The sequence below is a fragment of the Maribellus comscasis genome (genome assembly GCF_009762775.1).
Taxonomy (GTDB): domain Bacteria; phylum Bacteroidota; class Bacteroidia; order Bacteroidales; family Prolixibacteraceae; genus Draconibacterium; species Draconibacterium comscasis.
Window position 1 is genome coordinate 5725166 of record NZ_CP046401.1, and the last position, 22882, is coordinate 5748047.

The 22882-nt window shown below is 38.9% G+C and carries 24 protein-coding genes; 20 read left to right on the plus strand and 4 right to left on the minus strand.

Translation table 11 applies throughout. The features are described 5' to 3' along the window. Nucleotide 1 precedes the first annotated feature (1 nt). From GM418_RS23225 to GM418_RS23240, 4 genes are read left to right on the plus strand one after another with little or no spacing between them, the layout of a single operon-like run. A complete protein-coding gene (locus GM418_RS23225; protein WP_158869595.1) occupies nucleotides 2-1099 on the plus strand; it encodes an efflux RND transporter periplasmic adaptor subunit in 1098 nt (365 codons plus the stop codon). Then, nucleotides 1096-2361, plus strand: coding sequence for an ABC transporter permease (locus tag GM418_RS23230; RefSeq protein ID WP_158869596.1), 1266 nt, complete (start codon nucleotides 1096-1098; stop codon nucleotides 2359-2361). The genes GM418_RS23225 and GM418_RS23230 overlap by 4 nt, the downstream gene beginning before the upstream one ends. 5 nt (nucleotides 2362-2366) lie before the next feature. Beyond that, the gene (locus tag GM418_RS23235; protein WP_158869597.1) at nucleotides 2367-3053 is read left to right on the plus strand and encodes an ABC transporter ATP-binding protein; all 687 of its coding nucleotides are present in this window, start codon (nucleotides 2367-2369) and stop codon (nucleotides 3051-3053) included. Between the two features lie 12 nt (nucleotides 3054-3065). After that, nucleotides 3066-3944: a DUF6268 family outer membrane beta-barrel protein gene (locus GM418_RS23240; RefSeq protein WP_158869598.1), complete on the plus strand. Its 879-nt coding sequence runs from the start codon at nucleotides 3066-3068 to the stop codon at nucleotides 3942-3944. Between the two features lie 406 nt (nucleotides 3945-4350). Here GM418_RS23240 and GM418_RS23245 read toward each other — a convergent pair whose 3' ends face one another. Then, nucleotides 4351-5247 carry a helix-turn-helix domain-containing protein gene (locus GM418_RS23245; RefSeq protein WP_158869599.1) on the minus strand — a complete coding sequence of 299 codons (897 nt, stop codon included), beginning with the start codon at nucleotides 5245-5247 and terminating at the stop codon, nucleotides 4351-4353. Nucleotides 5248-5400: 153 nt separating this feature from the next. Here GM418_RS23245 and GM418_RS31720 point away from each other — a divergent pair, with 153 nt between their 5' ends. From GM418_RS31720 to GM418_RS23325, 16 genes are all read left to right on the plus strand, one after another. Next, a complete protein-coding gene (locus GM418_RS31720) occupies nucleotides 5401-6534 on the plus strand; it encodes an alpha/beta hydrolase (protein ID WP_246222766.1) in 1134 nt (377 codons plus the stop codon). After that, nucleotides 6534-7385, plus strand: coding sequence for an aldo/keto reductase (locus GM418_RS23255; protein WP_158869600.1), 852 nt, complete (start codon nucleotides 6534-6536; stop codon nucleotides 7383-7385). The genes GM418_RS31720 and GM418_RS23255 overlap by 1 nt, the downstream gene beginning before the upstream one ends. Before the next feature lie 54 nt (nucleotides 7386-7439). Continuing rightward, on the plus strand, nucleotides 7440-8474 hold the full coding sequence (locus tag GM418_RS23260) for an alpha/beta hydrolase (protein ID WP_217447574.1): 1035 nt from the start codon (nucleotides 7440-7442) through the stop codon (nucleotides 8472-8474). Between the two features lie 12 nt (nucleotides 8475-8486). Then, the gene (locus tag GM418_RS23265; protein ID WP_158869601.1) at nucleotides 8487-8933 is read left to right on the plus strand and encodes a nuclear transport factor 2 family protein; all 447 of its coding nucleotides are present in this window, start codon (nucleotides 8487-8489) and stop codon (nucleotides 8931-8933) included. Between the two features lie 33 nt (nucleotides 8934-8966). Continuing rightward, entirely contained in the window at nucleotides 8967-10610 is a 1644-nt protein-coding gene (locus GM418_RS23270) for a carboxylesterase/lipase family protein (protein WP_158869602.1), read from the plus strand. A 16-nt stretch (nucleotides 10611-10626) separates the two neighbouring features. Continuing rightward, nucleotides 10627-11361, plus strand: a complete 735-nt coding sequence (locus tag GM418_RS23275) for a carboxymuconolactone decarboxylase family protein (protein ID WP_158869603.1) — start codon at nucleotides 10627-10629, stop codon at nucleotides 11359-11361. Between the two features lie 17 nt (nucleotides 11362-11378). Further along, nucleotides 11379-11867, plus strand: coding sequence for a cupin domain-containing protein (locus GM418_RS23280; RefSeq protein ID WP_158869604.1), 489 nt, complete (start codon nucleotides 11379-11381; stop codon nucleotides 11865-11867). A gap of 770 nt (nucleotides 11868-12637) precedes the next feature. Next, the gene (locus tag GM418_RS23285; protein WP_217447575.1) at nucleotides 12638-13708 is read left to right on the plus strand and encodes an NAD(P)H-dependent flavin oxidoreductase; all 1071 of its coding nucleotides are present in this window, start codon (nucleotides 12638-12640) and stop codon (nucleotides 13706-13708) included. A 112-nt stretch (nucleotides 13709-13820) separates the two neighbouring features. After that, nucleotides 13821-14939 (plus strand): DEAD/DEAH box helicase, encoded by a 1119-nt coding sequence (locus tag GM418_RS23290; RefSeq protein ID WP_158869605.1) that lies wholly within the window; start codon nucleotides 13821-13823, stop codon nucleotides 14937-14939. Nucleotides 14940-15177: 238 nt separating this feature from the next. After that, nucleotides 15178-15378: a cold-shock protein gene (locus tag GM418_RS23295; RefSeq protein ID WP_158869279.1), complete on the plus strand. Its 201-nt coding sequence runs from the start codon at nucleotides 15178-15180 to the stop codon at nucleotides 15376-15378. A gap of 31 nt (nucleotides 15379-15409) precedes the next feature. Continuing rightward, nucleotides 15410-15715, plus strand: a complete 306-nt coding sequence (locus GM418_RS23300; RefSeq protein ID WP_158869607.1) for an RNA recognition motif domain-containing protein — start codon at nucleotides 15410-15412, stop codon at nucleotides 15713-15715. Between the two features lie 17 nt (nucleotides 15716-15732). Further along, entirely contained in the window at nucleotides 15733-15924 is a 192-nt protein-coding gene (locus GM418_RS23305) for a cold-shock protein (protein WP_158869277.1), read from the plus strand. A 133-nt stretch (nucleotides 15925-16057) separates the two neighbouring features. After that, nucleotides 16058-17041: a GTP pyrophosphokinase gene (locus tag GM418_RS23310; RefSeq protein WP_158869276.1), complete on the plus strand. Its 984-nt coding sequence runs from the start codon at nucleotides 16058-16060 to the stop codon at nucleotides 17039-17041. Between the two features lie 94 nt (nucleotides 17042-17135). Further along, entirely contained in the window at nucleotides 17136-18602 is a 1467-nt protein-coding gene (locus GM418_RS23315; protein WP_158869608.1) for a glycoside hydrolase family 130 protein, read from the plus strand. A gap of 359 nt (nucleotides 18603-18961) precedes the next feature. After that, nucleotides 18962-19147 carry a general stress protein CsbD gene (locus GM418_RS23320; RefSeq protein WP_158869609.1) on the plus strand — a complete coding sequence of 62 codons (186 nt, stop codon included), beginning with the start codon at nucleotides 18962-18964 and terminating at the stop codon, nucleotides 19145-19147. Nucleotides 19148-19212: 65 nt separating this feature from the next. After that, on the plus strand, nucleotides 19213-19404 hold the full coding sequence (locus GM418_RS23325; RefSeq protein ID WP_158869610.1) for a cold-shock protein: 192 nt from the start codon (nucleotides 19213-19215) through the stop codon (nucleotides 19402-19404). A gap of 50 nt (nucleotides 19405-19454) precedes the next feature. On the opposite strand, the gene GM418_RS23330 is transcribed toward GM418_RS23325, so the two are convergent. From GM418_RS23330 to GM418_RS23340, 3 genes are all read right to left on the minus strand, one after another. Continuing rightward, a complete protein-coding gene (locus tag GM418_RS23330) occupies nucleotides 19455-21701 on the minus strand; it encodes a glycosyltransferase family 4 protein (protein WP_158869611.1) in 2247 nt (748 codons plus the stop codon). 81 nt (nucleotides 21702-21782) lie between these two features. Continuing rightward, complete coding sequence (locus tag GM418_RS23335) at nucleotides 21783-22673, minus strand: ATP-binding protein (RefSeq protein ID WP_158869612.1); 891 nt, start codon at nucleotides 22671-22673, stop codon at nucleotides 21783-21785. Then, nucleotides 22674-22856: a hypothetical protein gene (locus GM418_RS23340; protein WP_158869613.1), complete on the minus strand. Its 183-nt coding sequence runs from the start codon at nucleotides 22854-22856 to the stop codon at nucleotides 22674-22676. Nucleotides 22857-22882 lie beyond the last annotated feature (26 nt).

Consider the following 22882-nt stretch of genomic DNA (forward strand, 5'->3'; position numbering starts at 1 on the left):
AATGAAAGCACAAAAATTAATACCGGCCATTCTGTTCGCAGTTGTCGTCCTCTCGGGGTGCCGCCCGGCAGAAACCACCACACCGCAACGAAAAAATCTGGTGGATGCCGTTTTTGCCAGCGGAAACGTAGTAATGAAAGACCAATACCTGGTAACCGCACTTTCCGAAGGTTATCTGCAAAAAACACTGGTGGAAGAAGGCGATTCCGTTTTTACAGGGCAGTTGCTTTTCCAGGTGCAGGACAATGCTTCGCAGGCACAGTTGGAAAGTGCACAAAGTGCCTACCGCGTGGCTCTTGAAAACAGCAGGCCAGATTCCCCAACACTCCAAAAGTTAAACCAGCAATTGTTGAAAGCCCAAAACCAGTTTCGAACCGATTCGTTGAATTTTAACCGCTACAAAAACCTGATTAAAACCAACGCTGTTTCGAAAGCCGAATACGACCGGGCAAAACTGGCTTTTGAAAGTTCGAAAGCAGAACAAACTTCGCTGGAAAATACGATTAAAGAAACAAGAGAAAACCTGAACGTGGAACTGGCAAATGCAAAGGCAAACCTTGTAACACAGCAGAACAACAGTTCCTACTTTTCGCTTACCAGTTTCACCAACGGGATTGTTCTTCAGAAATACAAAGAAAACGGCGAGCTGGTAAAACGGGGCGAAACGCTGGCCGAAATCGGAGCCGGAGAGTTTATCGCCCGTTTGCAAATTTCGGAAGAAGACATTAGCCGCGTCACAACCGGACAGGAGGTTTACATTGAACTGAATACGCACAAAAATCAGTCATTTAAAGGAGAAATTACCAAGGTTTACCCGGCTTTCAATGTACAGGAACAATCGTTTATAGCCGAAGCTTCGTTTTCTGAAACCGTACAGGGAATAAAAGCTGGAACCCAACTTCAAGCCAATGTTGTAGTAGAGAAAAAATCGGATGCGCTGGTTATTCCGGCCTCCTTCCTGCTCACCGATGATTATGTCCTGAAAGGTAACTCCAACCAGAAAATTCAGGTGAAAACCGGAATTAAAACCGCCGACTGGGTAGAAATACTCGGTGGCGTAACAGAAAGTGACAAACTTTATTTACCCCGAAAAAAATGAAACAGAAAAATCGTAAACAGTCAACGGTAAACCGGCAGATTGCTTCGGTTCACATGACATCGAAAATAGGCCAGACTTTTGTGGCTGTACTTGGCGTAACTTTCGGGGTTTCCATGTATATTTTCATGAACAGTTTTATGAACGGCGTCAACCAGACTCAGGATGATCTCGCATTCAGTTCGCTGGCGCATATCAGGATCTATAACGAAGATGAAACTCGCAATTTTAATCCGGTAGAAATTTTTTTTAAAGAGCCCGGAACACTGTTTAACATTCGCAATAAAAAAAGCCTGCAATATACCGAAGGCATAAAAAACAGTTCCGAAGTGATTTCTATTCTTGAGAAACAACCTGAGGTGACCGGGATTACTACACAGCTTAATTTCAGCGTGTTTTTCAGAAACGGCTCCAAAAAGATTAACGGCGCTATTTCGGGGGTCGATGCGGTTTCTGAAGACCAGCTTTTTGGTACTGCCGAAAAAGTGGTGGAAGGAAACTGGAACGACCTGAGTTTTCAGAAATCAGGAATTATTCTCGGAATCGTTCTGGCTGAAAAACTAAACGTCGGGTTGAATAACAATGTAAATATCCTCACCTCTGAAGGTGTTTCGAAAAACTATCAGGTGGTGGGCATCATCGAAACTTCGGTAAAAGAAGTGGACAAGTCGAAAGCGTTTATGAATATTTCGGCAGCGCGGCAGTTGCAGGGTAAAAACTTTGATTATTCCAGCGATATCCAGGTAAACATCAAAGACCGCGACCAAACCAAAGAGATTGTGAACCGCTTGTCGTCGTCTGTTCCTTACCAGATTGAATCGTGGCAAACGGCCAACCAGCAGTTGGTGGCTGCTTCGCAACTGCGAAATATTATTGCCAGCGCCGTTTCGCTTACCATTTTGCTGGTAGCCGGTTTTGGCATTTACAACATCATGAATATGACCATCAACGAAAAAATCAGGGAAATTGCCATTCTGAAAGCCATGGGATTTTCGGGGAAAGACATTCTGCACATTTTCCTGACACAGGCTGCCATCATCGGTGTAATGGGCGGAATAACCGGCGTTTTGCTGGGCTATGGAATATCGTCGATGGTAAACCAGGTGCCATTTAAAGTTGCCGGACTGGATACGCTCCCCATTGGTTTCCACACAAAAGATTTTGTGCTTTCAGTTTTATTTGGAATCACCACCACGCTTTTTGCCGGGTATTTACCAGCCAGAAAAGCATCGAAAATCGACCCGGTAATTATCATCAGAGGATAAAAATTATGGAACGGAATACAAATACATTAGAGGTTCGAAACCTCATCAAATATTTTCACGATCCACAAACTTTTCAGGTTATCAAGGGCATTTCGTTTGATGTAAAACGAGGTGAATTTTTATCGATTGTCGGGAAATCGGGTTCCGGGAAATCAACGCTGCTGTATGTGCTTTCCACCATGGACACCGACTACGAAGGGAGTCTGCGCGTAAAGGGAAATTTGCTCACCGGGCAAAGCCAAAACCAACTGGCCACTTTCAGAAATGAGAATATTGGTTTTGTGTTTCAGTTTCATTACCTGCTCCCTGAGTTCAGCGCGTTGCAAAACGTAATGTTGCCGGCACTGAAACTCGGGAAACATCCGCAGGAAGAAATAGAGCACCGCGCCTACGAGAGCCTGAAACTGCTTGATTTGCAGGGACAGGAACTAAAAAAGGCCAACAAACTTTCGGGCGGACAGCAACAGCGCGTGGCTATTGCACGGGCACTGATAAACAACCCGTCGGTGATTATGGGCGATGAACCCACAGGAAACCTCGACAGCAAAAACTCACAGGCGGTGCAGGAAATCTTCCGCAACCTGGCAAAGGAATTCGGGCAAACCATTATTTGTGTTACCCACGACAACGATTTTGCTGCCAACACCGACCGCACCATTGAAATGGCCGACGGCCTGATTTTACAAGATTAAATCCCAAAAAACATGAATCTGACATTTTTTCGATTTCTCCTGCTGGCTACTTTACTGGCAGGAATATTCCCGGTTTATGCACAAATTAATTCGCCCTTGTCTTTTGAATTAAATTCAATTCGACCGGGTTCGGAAATCAATAGCCTGGGGAGTTTTCATCTGGCAGTGCCTCTTTATATTTCAGAAAAGAACCAGTTTGCATTTTCTCCCCAATACCGTTTTTTAAATACCGGGAATACATTTCCGATGAACGACAGGCATTTTTCCCAGCTAAGTACGCGCTTTGCCTGGCGACACAAACTGAGTGAGAAATGGAGTTCGGCATTGCTGGCATCCTCTTCCCTGGCTTCTGCGAACAAAAATTTTCCTTCCAGCGGATTAATGTGGTTTTCGGGAGTCCGGCTGGCACATATTCAAAATCCCTCTTTTCTCTACTATTTCGGACTGGCTTATTCTTACCGTTTTTCCAATCACATCATCGTTCCGCTTTTGGGGTTTAAATGGAAACCTGCTTCCGGTTTAATTATTGCGGGTGATTTGCCTTTTCGGGCTCAACTTCAATTGGAACCCAATTTAAAAATAACTACGGGGCTTCTTTTTCGTGGAGAGCGTTTTACCGCACATATTTCGGATACTCCTGAATCCGATTATTTCTGGTTCAGAGAAAGAAATATTGGCTGGGAAGGCAGTATTAAAACCTTTCGCAACTTTTGGCTGACAACAGAAATTGGCTACAGTTTAAAACGAGATTTTAATATTTATACTGAACCTGAAACACCGAAATGGAGCTTTGCCACCCAATTTATCCGCCCCGAAGAAGGAGCAGTGTTTGAATACAATGAAAATGGGTTTTATGTGAAATTTGGGATTAAGTACCGGTTTAATAATTAGAATGAAACTAATGCTAATTAAAAGAACAGACAGTTTTTATAAAACCCAAAGGTTCCCTAAAAGCTTCAATTCGTCTACCAACTGGTTCGAATTTTGTACCGTAGGGTTCACCTTAAGAAACCAAAAGCCTCATAATTATAGTTATTACGGGGCTTTTGTGTGTTCGAACTAAAATTAAAGACATTTCAAGAAAAACATAATAATCTTAAATATAATCACTTACGGGTTCGAGTCCCATGAGGTTAATTAAATATCATATGAGGAGTGAAAATCAATTGGTCGTAAGTGAGATTGAAGAAAAAAACTTGGTGATGGTAAATATTAAAAGAATACAGGTAATTCTATAAATATAAATGTCCGGGCAATTGCAATCGCAAATTGATTGACAACAAATATTGCTATAGTTCTAATTCAAATTTCGATACTCTTTCGGCGTATAACCAGTTTCGTTCTTAAACATGCGGCTGAAATGTTGGGAATATTTGAATCCCAATTCGTGTGCAATCTCACGAGCTGTTTTGTCTGTATCGAATATTTTTTTCTTCGCGATCTTGATGATTTTGATCTGGATATATTCTTTAGCTGATTTTCCGGTTTCCCTTTTCATTAAATCTCCGAAATAATTAGATGATAAATGCAGTTCATCGGCAAAATAAGCTACCGAGGGTATTCCCAATGTTTGTGGTTTATTTGAGTTATAATATCCGTTCAACAGATTTTCAAACTTTTCCAGGATTCCTTTATTTGCATTATCTCTTGTAATAAATTGGCGATCGTAAAAACGCTCGCAATACTTCAACAACAACTCAATATTTGCCGAAATAAGTTCTTTACTGTGGCTATCTACAACATGTTCCAATTCATAATTAATCTTTCCAAAACTATCCATTACCATTTGACGCTCACGTTCCGAAATATGAAGCGCTTCATTTGTGTTGTAATCAAAAAAGGAATATTTGTCAATATGGCGCCCCAGATCCGTTCCCATTATTAAATCAGGGTGAAAAATCACCCCATGTCCTTTGGGCTGATACAGCTCAATACTTGGTTCCATATCAAGAATTTGTCCGGGAGCGATAAATATTAAAGTACCTTCCTGATAATCGTATGTATTTTTTCCATACCGAAGGTCCCCGCAATGTACATCTTTTAGTAAGATCAAATAAAATCCGAAATAGGTCCGTATTAACCTTCTTGGGTCAGCTTTCGAAAAATCAATTACACTTACCAGGGGGTGTAAAGTCTCATGATTATTAAAAATATTGTAATCTGTTATCGTTTCAAATCTGTTCATCTTTTCCATCTTTCTCTGTTTTATGAATCAAATTTAAGTATTCCTGGAATGTAATAAAACCTGCTTAGGGCAATTCAGTAAAAATGGTACACAATACCGTATTTCATATACAAATTACTACAAAACAACGCCTTACATTTGTATAGGACAAATTACAACTAAATGAAAATGGAAAATTCGAATTGTAACTTATCTCCGATAAACAAATCATCAGCCGCTTGGGCAAAACATGTAAAAACTTGGCAATTATTCTTGCTGCTTATTGCCATAATAAGTTTTTCATCATGTAAAACAACCAGGGAAGATGTGATGATTATAAAGGATCAGGGAAGTTTTGCAGTTGGAGGGACTGTTAAAGAAAATCCGGGAACTTTTAATACAATAACCCGAACACCCGAAGGGCAAACTTTTCATGGAGATCATGCATATGTGTTTTATCAAATTCCGGCAGAAACGCACAAATATCCTCTGGTAATGTGGCATGGCATTGGTCAGTTTTCAAAAACATGGGAAACAACGCCGGATGGAAGGGATGGATTTCAAAATATATTTTTAAAGAAAAAGTACAGTGTTTATTTGCTTGATCAGCCACGTCGGGGAAATGCTGCACGAAGTATGGCAGAAGGTACGGTAACTCCAACTCCCGATGAACAGTTCTGGTTTAATACTTTTCGGGTTGGGGAATGGCCAGACTTCTTCCCTGGAGTGCAATTCCCGAAAGACACTGAAGCCCTTAACCAGTATTTCCGGCAGATGGTACCCAATATCGGCCCTATTGACTATGATGTGAATGTAAATGCTGTATCTGCCTTGTTCGATAAAATTGGAGAAGGTATCCTTGTTACGCATTCACACGCCGGAGGAATGGGGTGGTTAACTGCCATTAAAAATGGAAATATAAAAGCTGTTGTTTCCTACGAGCCAGGAAGTGGATTCGTTTTCCCTGAAGGAGAAGTGCCTGACCCGATTGAAAACTCGGCTGGTCCATTGGTTGCAACCGGTGTTTCTATGAACGAGTTTATGAAACTCACAGAGATACCCATTGTCATATATTATGGCGATTTCATTCCTGAAAAACCTGACCCAAATCCCGGAACGGATGGTTGGCGTGCCCGTTTGAAAATGGCCCGCTTATGGAGAGATGCAGTTAATCGTCATGGTGGTGATGTTACAGTAATTCATCTACCTGAAATCGGAATAAAAGGCAACACGCATTTTCCATTCTCAGATTTAAATAATGTGGAAATAGCTGATCTTATGGAAGAATGGATAAAAGAGAAAGGATTGAATAAGTAATGAAAGCAGTGATTCTCAACAATGGTGTAGAAATGCCAATCCTTGGCTTTGGTGTTTTTCAGATTGCAAATCAGGCAGAATGTGAAAAAAGCGTCTTGAAAGCGATCGAAACAGGTTACCGTTTAATTGATACTGCTGCATCATATATGAATGAAATTGCAGTTGGAAATGCAATTAAAAAGAGCGGAGTAGCGAGGGAAGAAATATTTGTCACATCAAAGCTATGGGTTCAGCACACCGGTTACGAAAACACAAAATTGTCGTTCGAGAAATCATTGAAAAAGTTGCAACTTGACTACCTTGATTTATATCTCATTCATCAGCCTTATGGTGATGTGCATGGTTCATGGCAGGCAATGCAGGAACTTTACAAAAGTGGAAAAGTACGAGCCATTGGTGTGAGTAATTTCCAACCGGATAGGTTGATGGACATCATTACCTTTAATGAAATCGCTCCGATGATAAACCAGGTTGAAACACATCCTTTCAACCAACAAATCGAAAATCAAAAATTCCTGACAGATAATGGAGTTCAGATCGAATCATGGAGCCCTTTTGCTGAAGGGAAAAATAGTCTTTTTTCCAATGAACTACTTACAGGGATTGGAGAAAGACATAATAAAACTGTTGCCCAGGTCGTGCTCCGTTGGTTGATACAAAGAGGTGTTATTGCAATTCCCAAATCAGTAAGAAAAGAACGGATAGAAGAAAACTTCGACATCTTCGATTTTGAGCTGACCACGGAAGACATGGACGCGATTGCAACATTAGATATGAAAACCAGCAGTTTCTTCGACCATCGTGACCCGGAGATTATCAAATGGATGGGTAGCAGAAAACTCGAAATATAATTCATGGAGGAACAGATAATGAATAGAATAGTAAGAAACCAAATTTTTATATTCATGCTAATAACAACCAGCATTTATGCATCAGGACAAAACAAGATTGATAATTTTTTCGGGTTGGTTTACCGCGGTGCGATTACTGAAAATATAAAAGGCGAAGTAACCATTCATGCTGTAAATTATAAACTCGACGGTATTGAAATTGCTGCCAATGTTTACACACCTGCAAATTATGATCCCACTAAAAGTTATCCCGCAATTGTAGTTGCACATCCCAACGGAGGCGTAAAAGAGCAGGTGGCCGGATTGTATACACAACACTTAGCCGAATTGGGATACATTACGATTGCTGCCGATGCTTCTTACCAGGGAGCCAGTGGTGGCGAACCCCGACATACAGATAAACCACAAAACCGTGTTGAAGACATTCGCGGTATGGTTGATTATATTTCCCAATATCCAGGCGTTGATAACAACCGTCTGGGGGCATTAGGAATTTGTGGAGGTGGTGGTTATACACTAAAAGCTGTTCAATCAGATAAGCGGATTAAGGCCGTTGCTACCGTCAGCATGTTTAATTCAGGAGAGGTAAGACGTAATGGCTTTCAAAATTCCCAACTAAACACTATACAGGAACGCTTGAAACAAGCTTCGGATGCCCGAGCCCAGGAAGTTGCAGGCGGTGAAATCCGTTATTCGGGCGTAGCAAGCATAACAGATGAAGAAATCGCTCAAACCACAACCGATTTGTATCGGGAAGGATATGAATATTATTACAGGACCCACAAACATCCCAATTCAACATTCTTGTACACAACAAGTAGTTTACTGGACTTAATGGTTTGGGATGCAACTGACCAAATTGAATTAATTAACCAGCCTTTGCTGATGATAGCCGGAAGTAAAGCAGATACAAAATACATGACCGATAAGGCATTTGCAAAAGCTACCGGAACTACTAAAAAAGAATTGTTTGTGATTCCGGGAGCCACTCATATTCAAACCTATTATGTTCCTGAATATGTCAATCAGGCTATGAATAAGCTCCATGAGTTCTTTGAAAGATACTTGGAAACAACTACTAATCAATAAAGTTATACGACTATGAAAGCAAAAATTATCGGACTATTTGTCCTACTTCTTTGTGTACAGTGGCTTTTCGCTCAAAATACTGATACAGAACAGAAAATTATTCAGCTATCAAAAGACAAATGGCTGTGGATGGCGGATAAAAATGTCGATGAACTGAGTAAGCTCTTTCATCCAAAAGCTGAATTTGTCCACATGGGTGGTCATTGGGGAACCGAACGAGAACTTAGTATAATAAAAAGTGGTGGTATCTGGTACAAAAAAGCTAATATTCATGAAGTATCGGTAAATATTATCGACAACACCGCTATTCTTCTGAACCGTATCGACCTGCTGGCAGAAGTTGGAGGAAACGAAGTCACCAATCCTTTTGAGGTAACTGAGGTGTATATTAAACAAAACGGGACCTGGAAATTGGGCTCACTATCTTTTACCAGGTTGATGACACCTGGTGGACATTAAAAACGATATCAATAACAATTAATCAATTACCTAATGAAAAAATTAGTTTCAGGACTTATAATATTCCTAATCGGATTTTCGATAAATGCACAACCATTAGCAGGAGATACAGTTCAGGCTAAAGCTCCCGAAGTTAAGATCACATCTGGAATTTTAAGAGGTGTTACAGAAGGACATGTCTCAGTATTTAAGGGAATTCCCTTTGCTGCCCCTCCGGTTGGGGAGTTTCGCTGGCGTCCACCACAACCCGTGAAATCCTGGGAGGGAGTCCGTGATGCGAGCAAGTTTGCCCCGAACTGTGCACAGAGCGGCTGGGGAGCTGCGCCCGGAACAATCCAGGAAGGCTCTTCAGAGGATTGCCTCTACCTTAATTTATGGACACCTGCTGGTTTTTCGAAAGAAGCAAAAATGCCGGTTATGGTTTGGATTCATGGAGGAGGTTTTACCGGTGGGTCTGGTGCAGTATCTTCAGGCAATCAGTTTGCTAAAAAAGGTGTTGTTCTGGTCTCTATCAATTATCGTCTGGGGCGTTTGGGACATTTCGCATTCCCTGCCTTAAGTCAGGAACACCCCGAAGAGCCAAAAGGCAGCTACGCTTTTATGGATCAGATTGCAGCTTTACAATGGGTGAAAGAGAATATTACTGCTTTTGGAGGTGATCCAAACAATGTCACCATTTTCGGGTTCTCTGCCGGAGGCGTTTCGGTACATTCACTACTAACCATACCCGCCGCTAAAGGTCTTTTCCATAAAGCAATCGGCGAATCCAGCGGCGGCAGGGACGGTGTCCTTACCGGGAGACCGATCAACAAAGAAAATATTGACCCACTTTACCCGGTTTCGGCAGAAACCATCGGGATAAACTTTGCACGTAAACATGGAATAGAGGGAACAGATGAGGCGGCATTGGAAAAACTTCGCGCCCTGAGTGTTGAGGAAATTGTTGATGGGGGTCAGGAAACTGACGGACAAGGCGGCCCTCGTATTTATTCAGGTCCTATTCTCGATGGCAAGCTCGTGGTAGAAACTTCCGAGAGCGCTTACAAAGCCGGCAAACAAGCTAAGGTCCCGCTTATGATTGGAAATTGCAGTGCTGAGATTGGTGGAGCCTTCGTCAGTACAAGCACTACAAAGGACGAACTGTTTTCACAGTTTGGTGAACTGGAAAGTGAAGCAAAGGCTGCGTACGATCCGGGTAATAACAAAGAAATTGCAGAGATCCAAACAAAATTTAATACCGATTGGGTATGGGGCGAACCAGCAAGGTTTACAGCTAGGGCTTTTCTCTCCATTGGAGAACCGGCTTACGTTTATCATTTCGGATATGTTCCTGTTACGATGCGTGAACGGGCCAGATATGGTGCCGGCCATGGATCGGAAGTAGCATTTGTATTTGGCGACCTCAGTTCACGTTGGGGGGCCACCGGAGCAACGCCGGAAGAAGAAAAATTAACCCAAAAAATGAATACTTACTGGACAAATTTTGCGAAAACAGGGAATCCCAATGGTGAGGGCCTACCCGTCTGGCCACTTTACAATACACAGGAAGAGAAAATTCTCGATATCGAGTTAGATGGGAAAGTTGTTGGAAAATCCGATTACAGAAAACCACGATTGGATGTGATTGAAAAGGCTTTCAAAAACAGGACTCAGATGCAAACACGTAGCGGAATTTAATCTTAAAATCACTAATATGAAGAAAACCGGAAAACAAATATTTATCATTCTAGCTGTAATAATGTGTTTTAATGGAAGCTTGTTTGCAAAAAACAATAAAGAATCGAATATGTCTTTAACAGTAAAGCAACAAAGCATTATTCCAATTGCTACATATACAGCCCGGGGTGAATTGAAACAATTAAAGCAGGCATTAAACACAGGTTTAGAGGCAGGTCTCACCGTTAACGAAATTAAAGAGATAATGGTTCATCTTTATGCTTATTGTGGATTTCCAAGAAGTATCCGTGGATTACAAACTTTTATGGAAGTGCTGCAAGAACGCGAAGCAAAAGGGATAAAAGATGAAACGGGAGCTGATGCGTCACCGTTAAATGACCACCGTAGCAAATATGACCGTGGGAAAGCAAACCTTGAAACACTTGTCGGGAGGCCATTGGATGGACCTCAATCCGGATATGCCGCATTTACCCCGGCTATCGAAATATTTTTAAAGGAACACCTATTTGCCGATATTTTTGATCGTGATGTTCTAACTTTTGCAGAACGCGAGTTGGTAACGATTTCAGTAATAAGTGCAATTGGCAAAGCCGACCCCATGCTTCGAAGTCATCTGGCCATCTGTTTAAATGTTGGTTATACCCCGAGACAATTAGAAGAATTTGTAGGTATTATACAATCTACCGTCGGAAAAAAGGAAGCCAGAGCTGCAAAGGAAGTTTTAAGTGAAGTGCTTGAAGTCAGACAATAAAATTAAATTTATCAATTATGAAATACTGTATCAAAATCAGCCTGCTTTTTCTTGTTATAATAATTGCCGGGTGCAATATGGAGAAAAGAACGAATGAAGAAATCAGTCAAGATGGATTTGCTTTTCCAAAAGGGGAAAAAATCGGCAGCCCAAATTTTACAGGAATAGTGTGGGTGCAAATGATGGGCGCAATTGATAGCACCCTACATGCCCGGTATGGGAATGTAACTTTCGAGCCTAAAGCAAGAACGAACTGGCACTCGCATCCTGGAGGGCAGATTCTTTTTGTTACTGAAGGGAAAGGATATTACCAGGCACTAGGTCAAGCAGCCCGTCTGTTGTATAAAGGCGATGTTGTTGAAATTCCAAGGGACGTTGTACACTGGCATGGAGCAGCACCTGATAGTGAATTTGCGCATATTGCCATCAGTCTGAATATCAATGAAGGAGGTGCTGTTTGGATTGAGCCAGTAACAGATGCGGAATATGCTCAGGCAACAAAATAAAGGATAATGAATTCATTAAAATTTAGTGGAAAAGTTGCGATACGGAAGTGATATATTAGCCTATGGTGAAATTTGGTGTAAAAATTTACTAAGAATACACTTACACTCCAAAATATAAACCCGGATATCTTGAAGCCTGTCCCTTGTTTTAGCAAATTTAAAATTAGATAGATTTTATAATACCAAAGGTCTCCCAAAAGCTTTAATCCTGCTTTTAAGTGGTTCGAATTTTACACCATTGGGTTCAAAAAATTCACTAAAGCCTTGTGATGATGCATCAATTATAGGCTTTTATGATTCGAATTAAAGATTTTTGTAATAAATAAATACATTAACTCCATGTAACATAAATACTTATAGGCTCAAGTGCCGTAGGGATATTTAATTTGATTTACCGAAGGAATCTAATTCTGCATGATAATCATAAAGAGCATGCGAGGAGGATTCTGAATAATTCGAACTTCATGCTTATGATAATTCTTTTCGTTCATGCAATTCTATAGGTATTTGATGTTGTCTTCCAATATCCACACATGTTAAAATACCGTAAATGTCTTCCCTAATCAATATTAATTCATACCTTCGCAGCCTTGACAATCAGGTTTTTTATTGAAATCGTCTAAAGCAATGCTTCGTTTCGCTTTTTCAGCGAACCTTCCCATCGTCAATTCGACATCAAAATTAACTTTCTTGTTTAGATAAACAAGTCGCGAAGTGTGCTTCACAATGTTCGTGACACACTTGTATCATATATGATAAAATCATTTTTCTTGGGAGATAAAGAAATTCGGCTCCCTGTTTTTCAGGGGGGAATGGGTGTAGGTATCTCTTTATCGGGACTGGCCTCAGCAGTTGCTAACGAAGGTGGAATTGGCGTAATATCAAGCGCCGGCTTGGGATTGCTATACAAACAATCGCCCGCTGACTATTTAAAAGATAGTATTTGGGGTTTAAAAGAGGAAATACGAAAAGCACGTGAATTAAGCAAAGGTACTATCGGCGTAAATATAATGGTTGCATTATCAAATTTTGCAGATATGGTACGAACCTCCATTGCAGCAAAAGCAGATGTAATATTCTCAGGAGCAGGTTTGCCGTTAGACTTGCCCTCTTATCTGACTGAAGGGAGCAAGACATTACTCGTTCCTATTGTTTCGTCAGGCCGGGCTGCAAAAATTATCTGCCAAAAATGGTTATCAAACTATAATTACCTCCCTGATGCTCTTGTGGTAGAAGGGCCAAAAGCAGGGGGGCATCTTGGATTTAAAAGAGAGCAGATTGAAGACGAAAACTACGCACTCGAAAAATTAATTCCTGAGGTTGTATCTGTTACCTCAGCCTACAACCATAAGAAAGTAATTCCTGTTATTGCAGCAGGAGGAATTACAACAGGCGGAGATGTATTGCGCATTATGGAACTTGGTGCTTCGGGAGTACAAATTGGCAGTTTGTTTGTTCCTACCCAGGAATGCGACGCGTCACAATTATTCAAGCAATCTTATGTAAACTCATCACAAAAAGATACAATGATCATCCAAAGTCCGGTAGGAATGCCCGGTCGTGCCCTTGATGGTAATTTTATCCGAAGCGTAAACGAAGGCAAAGAACGCCCAAAGAAATGCCCGTTTCAGTGCATAAAAACATGCGATTATACAAAAAGTCCTTATTGCATTATCATGGCACTTTATAATGCAGCAAAAGGAAATATGAACAAAGGCTATGCATTTGCAGGAGCCAACGCTTACCTGGCAGAAAAAATAAGCAGTGTTAAGGAAGTAGTACAACAACTTAAAAAAGAGTTTGCTGATGCGCAAAAAAGATTATCAACTAACGAAATATAGCTTTATTGCTATACGTGATATCTTGGCGGACTCATGATCCAGGATGCCCCGCATATTTCACTCGAATTAGTAATTAATAATAAATGCTGTAATGAAAACAGCAAATTAAAGTATGACATTTAAAGAATTAAATATTTCAGAGCCAATACTAAAAGCTCTGACAAACAAAAAATACGAAAATCCTACTCCTATCCAGGAGAAGGCCATTCCCACTGCCCTAAAGGGTGGGGACTTGCTTGGAATTGCCCAAACAGGTACCGGGAAAACAGCAGCTTTTGCTATTCCGATTATACAACAGTTGGAAGAAGCCCTATTTAGAGGGCGAAGAAGAGAGATAAAAGCATTGATACTTACACCAACCAGGGAATTAGCCATACAAATTGGCGAAAGCTTTTGGGATTATTCGCAATATACAAGTCTTCGGCAGGCGGTTATTTTTGGTGGGGTAAACCAAAAACCACAAGTAGACAAACTAAGACGCGGAGTTGATATTTTGGTAGCTACTCCCGGACGGCTACTCGACCTGATCAACCAAAAGCACATTTCGCTCGATCACATCCGGCATTTTGTGTTGGATGAAGCCGACCGCATGCTTGACATGGGATTTATACACGATATAAAACGTTTGTTGCCAATGTTGCCCAAACAGAAACAAACGCTGTTTTTTTCGGCCACTATGCCGTCAGCAATTAGTAAACTTTCGAGATCGATTTTGCAGAACCCGGTAACCGTGAAAATTGTTCCGGTGTCGTCTGCAACTGATATGATTGAGCAACATTTGTATTATGTAGAAAGACAGAAAAAGAACCAACTTCTGATTTCACTATTACGGCAGGATTTGAACAAGTCAGTTCTAATTTTTTCGCGTACCAAACGCGGTGCCGACAAAATTGCAAGAATACTGAACAATAGCAGGATTGAATGTGAAGCCATACATGGAAACAAATCGCAAGTTGCACGGCAAAGAGCATTATCGAATTTTAAATCAGGACGAGCAAGTGTGATTGTTGCGACCGATATCGCTGCCCGTGGGATTGACATTGCCAACCTGGAACTCGTAATAAATTACGATCTGCCTGACGTGGCCGAAACATATGTTCATAGAATCGGACGTACTGGACGTGCAGGACAACGTGGAACAGCGCTTTCATTTTATTCTCAGGACGAACACATAATGGTTCGGAATATACAACGGCTGACCGGGAAAAAATTAAACCCGGTATTGGTTTAAATAAAAAGACATAACACTATAAAAATATGAATGGGTAGAGCATTAATTTTTTAACAAAAAAGAACTAGATAAAAAGAGCACAAAAAAGAAAGAAAAGACAAGACACGGATCTTTGAGCGAGATGATCGCTTGTATAGATGAAAACGGTATTACTACCTGAGAATTACCCAGGCCGGAAAACAAACCGGAAATCCACATGGAATATTACAGTTTCTATATAAAAAACAAAATAAAGAAGATGGTAATGTTGAAAGGTCGTGTAGAGAATTTTAATAAAAACAAAAGTTACGGCTTTATTAAAGACACCATCAGTGGTGAAAAATACTTTTTTTATGTTACCGATGCTTTTCCCGATATAAACGAAGGAATCATCGTTTCTTTTGAACTGGATAGTGGAGACCGGGGAACGATTGCTATAACAATCAGGCCGGTTCAATAATAGATTATTATTCACATTTAAATAAAATAAAATGAATATTTATGTTTCAAATCTAAGCTACAACACAACAAGTGAAAGCTTAAAAGAATTATTTGCAGGATCAGGTGAGGTAACATCTGCAAACGTTATCACAGACAAAATTACAGGTGATTCCCGTGGTTTCGGCTTTGTTGAAATGCCTGATAACGAGGAAGGGCAAAAGGCTATCGACCACCTGAATGAAACCGAGTTTGAAGGTAAAACGATTGTTGTAAATGTTGCCCGTCCCAGAACCGATAGAAACAGTGGTGGTCAAAACAATCGAGGTGGCGGAGGCTTTAATAGAAGACGTTATTAATATTTTAAAAGAATAACATGAATAAAGGAACAATTAAGTTTTTTAATGAAACAAAAGGATTTGGTTTTATCAAAGACGCAAATTCTGAAAAAGAGTATTTTGTCCATTCATCAGGATTGATAGATTTTGTGAAAGAAACCGATGAAGTAAGCTTTGAGTTACAGCAAGGACAAAGAGGCTTAAATGCCGTAAACGTTAAAAGAGTCTAACTCATTAGATATATAAATTCAAATCCCGTTTTATGCGGGATTTTTTGTTTTTTTCAACTGTTTTGAGGTTGAATTGATGACAGATTTTAGTCCCTTTTGAGTGGGAATACATGCTTACACGTCAACCCGTTTTATGTCAGATATCGATTTAAAAATAAATGAATTCAAAAACTATTACGATTCCAATCTGGAATTTTATAATTCGGCGTTGGCATTATTCACAAAGCTAATTGAACCAATTGTAAACGTTGAATATGTTTCCGGTCGGATAAAAGATTACGATGAATGCCTTAGCAAATTTGAGCGGAAGTATTTACCAGGAATCGAAACTTCGAACATGGATTACAAAGTTATTGACTTTTTGTCTGATTTTGTAGGGATACGGGTTGTTTGTCCATATCTGAAGGATATAAACATCGTCCGAAAAGAACTGAAAAAATATTTCAGAGAAGTTTCTATAACCGATAAAACCGTTCAGATTGAAAGCACCGATGATAAATTTGGCTATAAGAGTTTGCACCTGGATCTTAAATTGAATGGGAAATACGGGAAAAAAACAGAATATGTTCGTTACACAAGTATCCAGTTTGAGCTTCAAATCAGGACTATCATCCAGGATGCATGGAGTGTTCTGGACCATAAAATCAAATACAAGAAAAGTATTCCACAGAGCCTGAAGCGAAGAATAAATCGCTTATCCGCATTGTTCGAGATTGCAGACGATGAATTTTTGCGAATAAACGATGAAATTACTTCGGAAGAAAAAAGAATAAACAGAAGATTAAAACAAGGGCAAATTGTTGAGAAAAATAAACCATTAGATGTATTCCGCTTTTTATTTGTAGCCTTAAAGTATTTTCCAGAGTATAATTTTATTGAATTCAAAGTAGACGGATTTGTACAGGAAATTCTGAATATAAAAAGTAAATTTACTGAAAGTGAGTTAAATGACGCACTGGAAATTTATCTGACATCGGTTGATCAGATAGCTGAAAATGAAAACAAGAAATTAAACCCATACACAAAGATTCGTTATTGCTTGTATATGTTCGACCGTGATTTATTTTCAAGAATATTATCTGATTATCAAAAAAGTACCGTCTTGTTAATTAAATGATGCCTAAGATTTTCCCAATAGATTAACTTTCATCATATCCGTAGTTGTTCCATTATATCCATTACCTTTAGAAAAGTACAAATACAATAAATAGATGCAGGTAACAGTAAACCGAAAGGATATTAAATTTTACCCGGATGCCTCCAGAAAAATCGCAAGATTTCTTTACACCGGAGATGAAAGGGCGCTTAATACTATACGTTCAGTACTTAATTTGTCTGAGACCTCGGTATCACAAACATTAAGTCCTGTGCTGAGAGACTACTCTCTTCGACATAGAAATATCTCTAAAATTTTCGAAAAGCATTTTAACAGGATTGCTCACCTTTTGAAACAGTTAGGAACTGAACCTGAATCACTTAATATATCACAGAAAATACTTATAGGTTCCTATTTTACGATGGAGTATTCAATTGAGGCAGCCGCCTTTTTCAATCCATCGATTGTAGAACATCCCGACCAGTCAGAAATTGGCAAGGACGAAAAAAGAGTCATTTTGAGCTTCAGAGCTACAGGTGAAGGGCATATCTCGTCCATCGTTTTCAGAACCGGGGTGCTGGATAAAAACAAAAATTTATCGCTTGAACCTGTTGGAAAAATGCTGGAAGAAGCAGAGCATATCCGGCGGCATGTGTATAATAAAAAATCATTTAGTGCCAAACTTAATGAAATGAAGGATATTCATGCCATTGTCCCTTCAGGTTTGATTTTGGACAAATTAAACGATGAATTTACTTACGGTGAACTAAGAGATTCTATAAAAGAAGCCAGAAAATCATTGCACCTTACCGGGGAGAAAGATATTTTATTTAATCAAATTACCTGGCTGGCTTCGTCGCATTATGAACTTGAATTTTCATTAGATACAAATATTTCTGAGCGGGTTGTCTTTCCAGTGTCAGTAAATGAAAAAAATGGCATTGAAGATGCACGCTTCGTAAAGTTTACGGATGATAATGGTGAGTCTGTGTATTATGCAACTTACACTGCTTATGACGGCACTACTATATTGCCCAAAATGCTTGATACGCGGGATTTTTATCATTTTCAAGTAATGCCGCTTCATGGCGAAATAGCTAAAAACAAAGGGATGGCTCTTTTCCCACGCAAAGTAAATGGGAAATATGCTATGCTTTGCCGATTGGATGGATATAACAATTACATCGCTTTTTCAGATAACATTTCAATTTGGCGCAAAGCAGCATTACTACAAAAGCCAAAATTTCCATGGGAATTTGTTCAAATCGGGAATTGCGGTTCACCCATCGAGACATCTGAAGGCTGGTTGGTAATTACCCACGGCGTGGGACCAATGCGTGAATATGTTCTCGGGGCATCATTGTTTGACATTCAAAATCCTGAAAAAGAGATTGGCAGGTTAAAATCTCCCCTCTTAATGCCCAATGCCAATGAAAGGGAAGGATACGTCCCCAATGTGGTTTATTCCTGTGGTTCAATGATTCAAAACGAGGATTTGATTATTCCCTACGCCATGTCGGATTATGCCTCAACATATGCAACTGTAAACCTGAGAGAACTCCTGTATGAATTAAAAAAATAAAAATCATTTTGCAACCGATAATTACAATTTTCAAAGTCTGATGAACCCATTCTTCAAATAAACGAAATGTGTGAATAATGTAACTCTTATATTGAATTGTGTAACACCTTTTGTAGGCGATTCACGTATATTTACGTACATTATAAGAATCTGAAAAAGGATTTCAGATTCTTAAATTGATGAAATATTCAACATATACTATTGCGGACTTATTTTTATTTTATGGGGTGTTTGGGCTTACGGGTTCAATTCTCCTCCGCGGATTATTCATTTACTTATTTCATTATCCGGAATTATTATCCTGCTTCGTATTTTGTTAAATAAAAAAATCAAAAACATTAAATAGCTAAAATATAATAATGGACACAAAATTTAACATGAACGAATGGCATAGAATAAAGGATAACCTGAAAAATGAATATCCGGAATTAACTGATGTAGATTTGGAGTGGGGGCGAGTATCAAGAGCAGATTTGTTACTAAATATTTCTACTAAATTAGGTAAAACAAAGAAAGACTTGCTGAATATTATTGAATCGTTTTAAGGTTTATTTATAAGATGCAATTAGTGATAATAGGTGCAACTTGCACAAACTAATAATTTATAATAATGAATAAAGGAACAGTGAAATTTTACAATAATCTAAAGGGATTTGGATTCATTAAAGATGATGATTCATCAAAAGAATTCTATGTAAACGCTTCAGGATTGAAAGACAATATCGGGGAAAATGATAAAGTACTTTTTGATTTGGAAGAAGGGAAAAAAGGATTAAATGCAGTAAATGTTAAACTAGCTTAGTTTTAATGTATTACCATTTAAAATATTGTCCCGCTTTATGCGGGATTTTTTTATACCAACTTCAAATCCGACCGGTGGAATTCTTCATAGGCCTGCAAAACCGTTAAATGCGAAATTAAATAAGCGAGCGAACTTTCTGCTCCCTGGTTCCGGTTTACACCATAACTTTCAAATCCATCGCAACAACCCTTCGTTTCAAAATCGTATAAACTCATTCGCAGATCATTTTCACCCAAAAACCATAAAAATGAAGTGTAAAGTTTATTCAGGTAATCCTTATCTTTTGTTACAAAATATGCCTGGTGGTACATTAATACCATTGCCATTGCATCAATAGGCTGCTGGGCAAAAACAGAACGCTCCCCTTCTTTTTTGTACCACTTTTCATTTCCAATGATTGACAGGTAGTTATCCTTAAGAGTATGGGTAGTCAGGAAATTCATCGATTCAATAGCTGTTTCTGTAATTTTGGGGTCATTCAGTACCCGAGCAGAATGTAAAAGAGCTAATGGTAAAATACCATTATCATAAGCCAGTAAAGACTCAAACCAGTTCCAGTCGGTAGCCTGGTTTTCGTTATAGTGTTTCATCAATACATTTGCCAGATTCCTTAATCTTTCAGTCATTGAATCGTCCGATGGATTACTTCTCAGGTAATAACTGATTCCAATCATCGTATTGGCAATTCCCCGGATAGATTTTAATTTCTCAAAATTAGGAGCTGCATTGAAGAATACCAATTTCCCGGTTTGGTAATACGCATCGTTGGGAGCATTTCCCAATAAGTATCCCAGCGCCCAGATTGTTCTTCCAAATGAATCTTCAGAACCAATTTCATCAAGGAAATTCCGGTTAAAACTCAGGAAATTGCGAAAGGTCCCGTTTGCGTTTTGCATATAATGGATGTAGCTTAAATAAATGGGGGATAATTCAAGTGCCCGCATATCTTTTATTTGTTTATAAGCCATCAAAACCATCAGCAAAGCGCGCGAATTATCATCCAGACAATAACCTTCTTTTAAATTGGGAATGCCAAACTTGGCATGTTGAATGATACCTGTGTCATCGGTTAGACGATTGATATGAGCAAGCGAAAAAGGTGGAAGGATAAGTAAATCAGGTTCCGTTTCTTTTTGAATTGCAGCCGAATATTCATCCTTCATTATTTCTTCTGCAAGTGCTACATATTTTTCACCGGTTTTTGGCCATGTAATTTTTTTCCCATATTCACCAGCTTTATTTTTTAGTTTTTTAAGTTCTTCTGGGTTATCAAAAAGTTCAATTAGTATTTTAGCCAGGTTGTCGGAATCATTAAAATCGAATAACCTTCCTCTTCCTTTAGCCAGCAATTCAGCAGCATGCCAGTAAGGTGTTGATAGAACGGCTGCACCTACTCCGACAGCATACGAAAGTGTTCCGCTGGTAATCTGGGCTTCATTCAAATAAGGTGTGATGTAAATGTCACAGGCGTATAAATATTTGAACAAGTCCTGTTCGTCAATAAATTCATTTAAAAAGATAACATGATCTTCAAGATAAAGGCTTTTTACCATTCTAAGAAGAAAAATCCGGTATTCTTCACCAGAATGCCGAAGCACATTTGGGTGGGTCTTTCCTAAAACGATATAAATAATTTCCGGGTGCTTTTTAACCACTTCCGGCAATGCTTTAATTACTGTTTCAATGCCCTTACTCCTGCCTATAAAACCAAAAGTTAATAGTACTTTTTTGCTTTCGAGTTTAAATTCTTTTTTCGATTTTTCGGGATTAAAGCGAATATCCGGGACTCCATGTTCAATTAACGCAATTTTTTCTTTTGGTACATCATAAATACCAACCAGAAACTCAATGGCTTTGTGGCTCATCACTACAATTTTACCTGCCATTTTGCAGATTTCTTTTAAAACCGCTTTTTCGTTGTAAGAAGGTGTTTTTAAAATGGTATGAAGCGTGACAATAAGCGGAATTTCCAGCCGGTGAAGCAGGGGCAGGATATAAACTCCGTTTTGTCCACCAAATATTCCAAATTCATGCTGGAGGATGCAAACGTCGGCGCCACTAAGATTAATGTATTTTACCGCTTTTAAATAATCTTCCTGATGATCCTGCCGGATGGTAACTTTTACTTCTTCCGGGTATTTGTACGTGAGCTCGTTGTCGTTCAATGCAACCACAAAACCGTCATGTTTTTGTCCTTTTGGAGCCTTGTCGGTCAACATTGATTTAAACAAGTTATTAGTAAACGTTCCAATTCCGCATTCACGGGGAGGATAAGTAGCAATGTAAGCTATTTTCATTTTTATATGGATTTATAGTTGAAGAAGAGTTTATGATAACTTTTTCTTGTTATCCTTTCTTCTTTAAAAGTGACCTTGAATTTATGTCAGTTCAAAGTGTTTTTTTAGTAATCTTTCAAATACATTTGAGGGAAAAGGTTTTGAAATAAAATCATCACATCCGGCATCAATGGCTTTTTCCCGTTCTATATCGAAAGCTATTGCAGTTTGTGCGACAATAATCACCTCACTATTAAAAAGGCGTATTTGTCTGGTCGCTTCATATCCGTTCATTTCAGGCATTCGAATATCCATTATTATTAAATCAATATCGGGGTTATTCTGACAGGAATCCACTGCTTCAATACCTGATTTTACTGTGATTATTTCCCGTGCGAATTTGCCAAGCAATTTCCGAATAAGTTTTTCAGATATTTCATTATCCTCCGCAATTAATATTTTCAGATATCTGGTTGAAACAACCGGCTTTTGAAGTAAATTATTTTGCTCTTTTTTGACAGAATCATAAGGAATCGTAAAATAGAAAGAAGAACCTTGCCCAAACTCGCTTTCGACCCAAATTCTTCCTCCAAATAATTCCACATAAGCTTTCGAAATTGATAGTCCAAAACCATTTCCGCTATTATCTACCATAAGCTTTGTGCTGACTCTTTCGAACCTTTCAAAAATGATATTCTTCTGCTCCTCATCAATTCCAACACCTGTATCTTTTACAAAAAATATTAAGGTTTCTCCCTTCTTCTCATATCCAAATTTTATTGATCCTCTTTCTGTAAATTTTATTGCATTTTTTATTAGGTTAATCAGAATTGCGATGATTTTATTCTGATCTGAATAAACAGTAACTTCCTTTGAAGATAATCCCTGTTCGTAGAGCAAATTAATTCCCTTTCCCTCGACTTCTTCCTTAAAGAAGTAATAAATATATTCCATTACCTCATTTAAATTTGTCTCTGAATTTAAAACCTTCATTTATCTTTTTGTATCACTTAAAAAGGGTAGAATTTCTCGTTCAAAATACACCAATTCCTTTCGATCTGGCTCATCTTGAATTTTGCAATAATAGATTTTGTCGACATAACGTCGGATAATCAATTTTAGCCCTGGATTTACTTTGGCATATACTATTTCGCCTTCTTTAAATTTGTTTTCCATGACAAACCTCTTTTCTTTTAATTTTA

Coding starts and splice junctions, on each gene's coding strand:
- GM418_RS23225 (WP_158869595.1), top strand. CDS start 2: ATGAAAGCACAAAAATTAATACCGGCCATTCTGTTCGCAGTTGTCGTC.
- GM418_RS23230 (WP_158869596.1), top strand. CDS start 1,096: ATGAAACAGAAAAATCGTAAACAGTCAACGGTAAACCGGCAGATTGCT.
- GM418_RS23235 (WP_158869597.1), top strand. CDS start 2,367: ATGGAACGGAATACAAATACATTAGAGGTTCGAAACCTCATCAAATAT.
- GM418_RS23240 (WP_158869598.1), top strand. CDS start 3,066: ATGAATCTGACATTTTTTCGATTTCTCCTGCTGGCTACTTTACTGGCA.
- GM418_RS23245 (WP_158869599.1), bottom strand. CDS start 5,247: ATGGAAAAGATGAACAGATTTGAAACGATAACAGATTACAATATTTTT.
- GM418_RS31720 (WP_246222766.1), top strand. CDS start 5,401: ATGAAAATGGAAAATTCGAATTGTAACTTATCTCCGATAAACAAATCA.
- GM418_RS23255 (WP_158869600.1), top strand. CDS start 6,534: ATGAAAGCAGTGATTCTCAACAATGGTGTAGAAATGCCAATCCTTGGC.
- GM418_RS23260 (WP_217447574.1), top strand. CDS start 7,440: ATGCTAATAACAACCAGCATTTATGCATCAGGACAAAACAAGATTGAT.
- GM418_RS23265 (WP_158869601.1), top strand. CDS start 8,487: ATGAAAGCAAAAATTATCGGACTATTTGTCCTACTTCTTTGTGTACAG.
- GM418_RS23270 (WP_158869602.1), top strand. CDS start 8,967: ATGAAAAAATTAGTTTCAGGACTTATAATATTCCTAATCGGATTTTCG.
- GM418_RS23275 (WP_158869603.1), top strand. CDS start 10,627: ATGAAGAAAACCGGAAAACAAATATTTATCATTCTAGCTGTAATAATG.
- GM418_RS23280 (WP_158869604.1), top strand. CDS start 11,379: ATGAAATACTGTATCAAAATCAGCCTGCTTTTTCTTGTTATAATAATT.
- GM418_RS23290 (WP_158869605.1), top strand. CDS start 13,821: ATGACATTTAAAGAATTAAATATTTCAGAGCCAATACTAAAAGCTCTG.
- GM418_RS23295 (WP_158869279.1), top strand. CDS start 15,178: ATGGTAATGTTGAAAGGTCGTGTAGAGAATTTTAATAAAAACAAAAGT.
- GM418_RS23300 (WP_158869607.1), top strand. CDS start 15,410: ATGAATATTTATGTTTCAAATCTAAGCTACAACACAACAAGTGAAAGC.
- GM418_RS23305 (WP_158869277.1), top strand. CDS start 15,733: ATGAATAAAGGAACAATTAAGTTTTTTAATGAAACAAAAGGATTTGGT.
- GM418_RS23310 (WP_158869276.1), top strand. CDS start 16,058: ATGTCAGATATCGATTTAAAAATAAATGAATTCAAAAACTATTACGAT.
- GM418_RS23315 (WP_158869608.1), top strand. CDS start 17,136: ATGCAGGTAACAGTAAACCGAAAGGATATTAAATTTTACCCGGATGCC.
- GM418_RS23320 (WP_158869609.1), top strand. CDS start 18,962: ATGGACACAAAATTTAACATGAACGAATGGCATAGAATAAAGGATAAC.
- GM418_RS23325 (WP_158869610.1), top strand. CDS start 19,213: ATGAATAAAGGAACAGTGAAATTTTACAATAATCTAAAGGGATTTGGA.
- GM418_RS23330 (WP_158869611.1), bottom strand. CDS start 21,701: ATGAAAATAGCTTACATTGCTACTTATCCTCCCCGTGAATGCGGAATT.
- GM418_RS23335 (WP_158869612.1), bottom strand. CDS start 22,673: ATGAAGGTTTTAAATTCAGAGACAAATTTAAATGAGGTAATGGAATAT.
- GM418_RS23340 (WP_158869613.1), bottom strand. CDS start 22,856: ATGGAAAACAAATTTAAAGAAGGCGAAATAGTATATGCCAAAGTAAAT.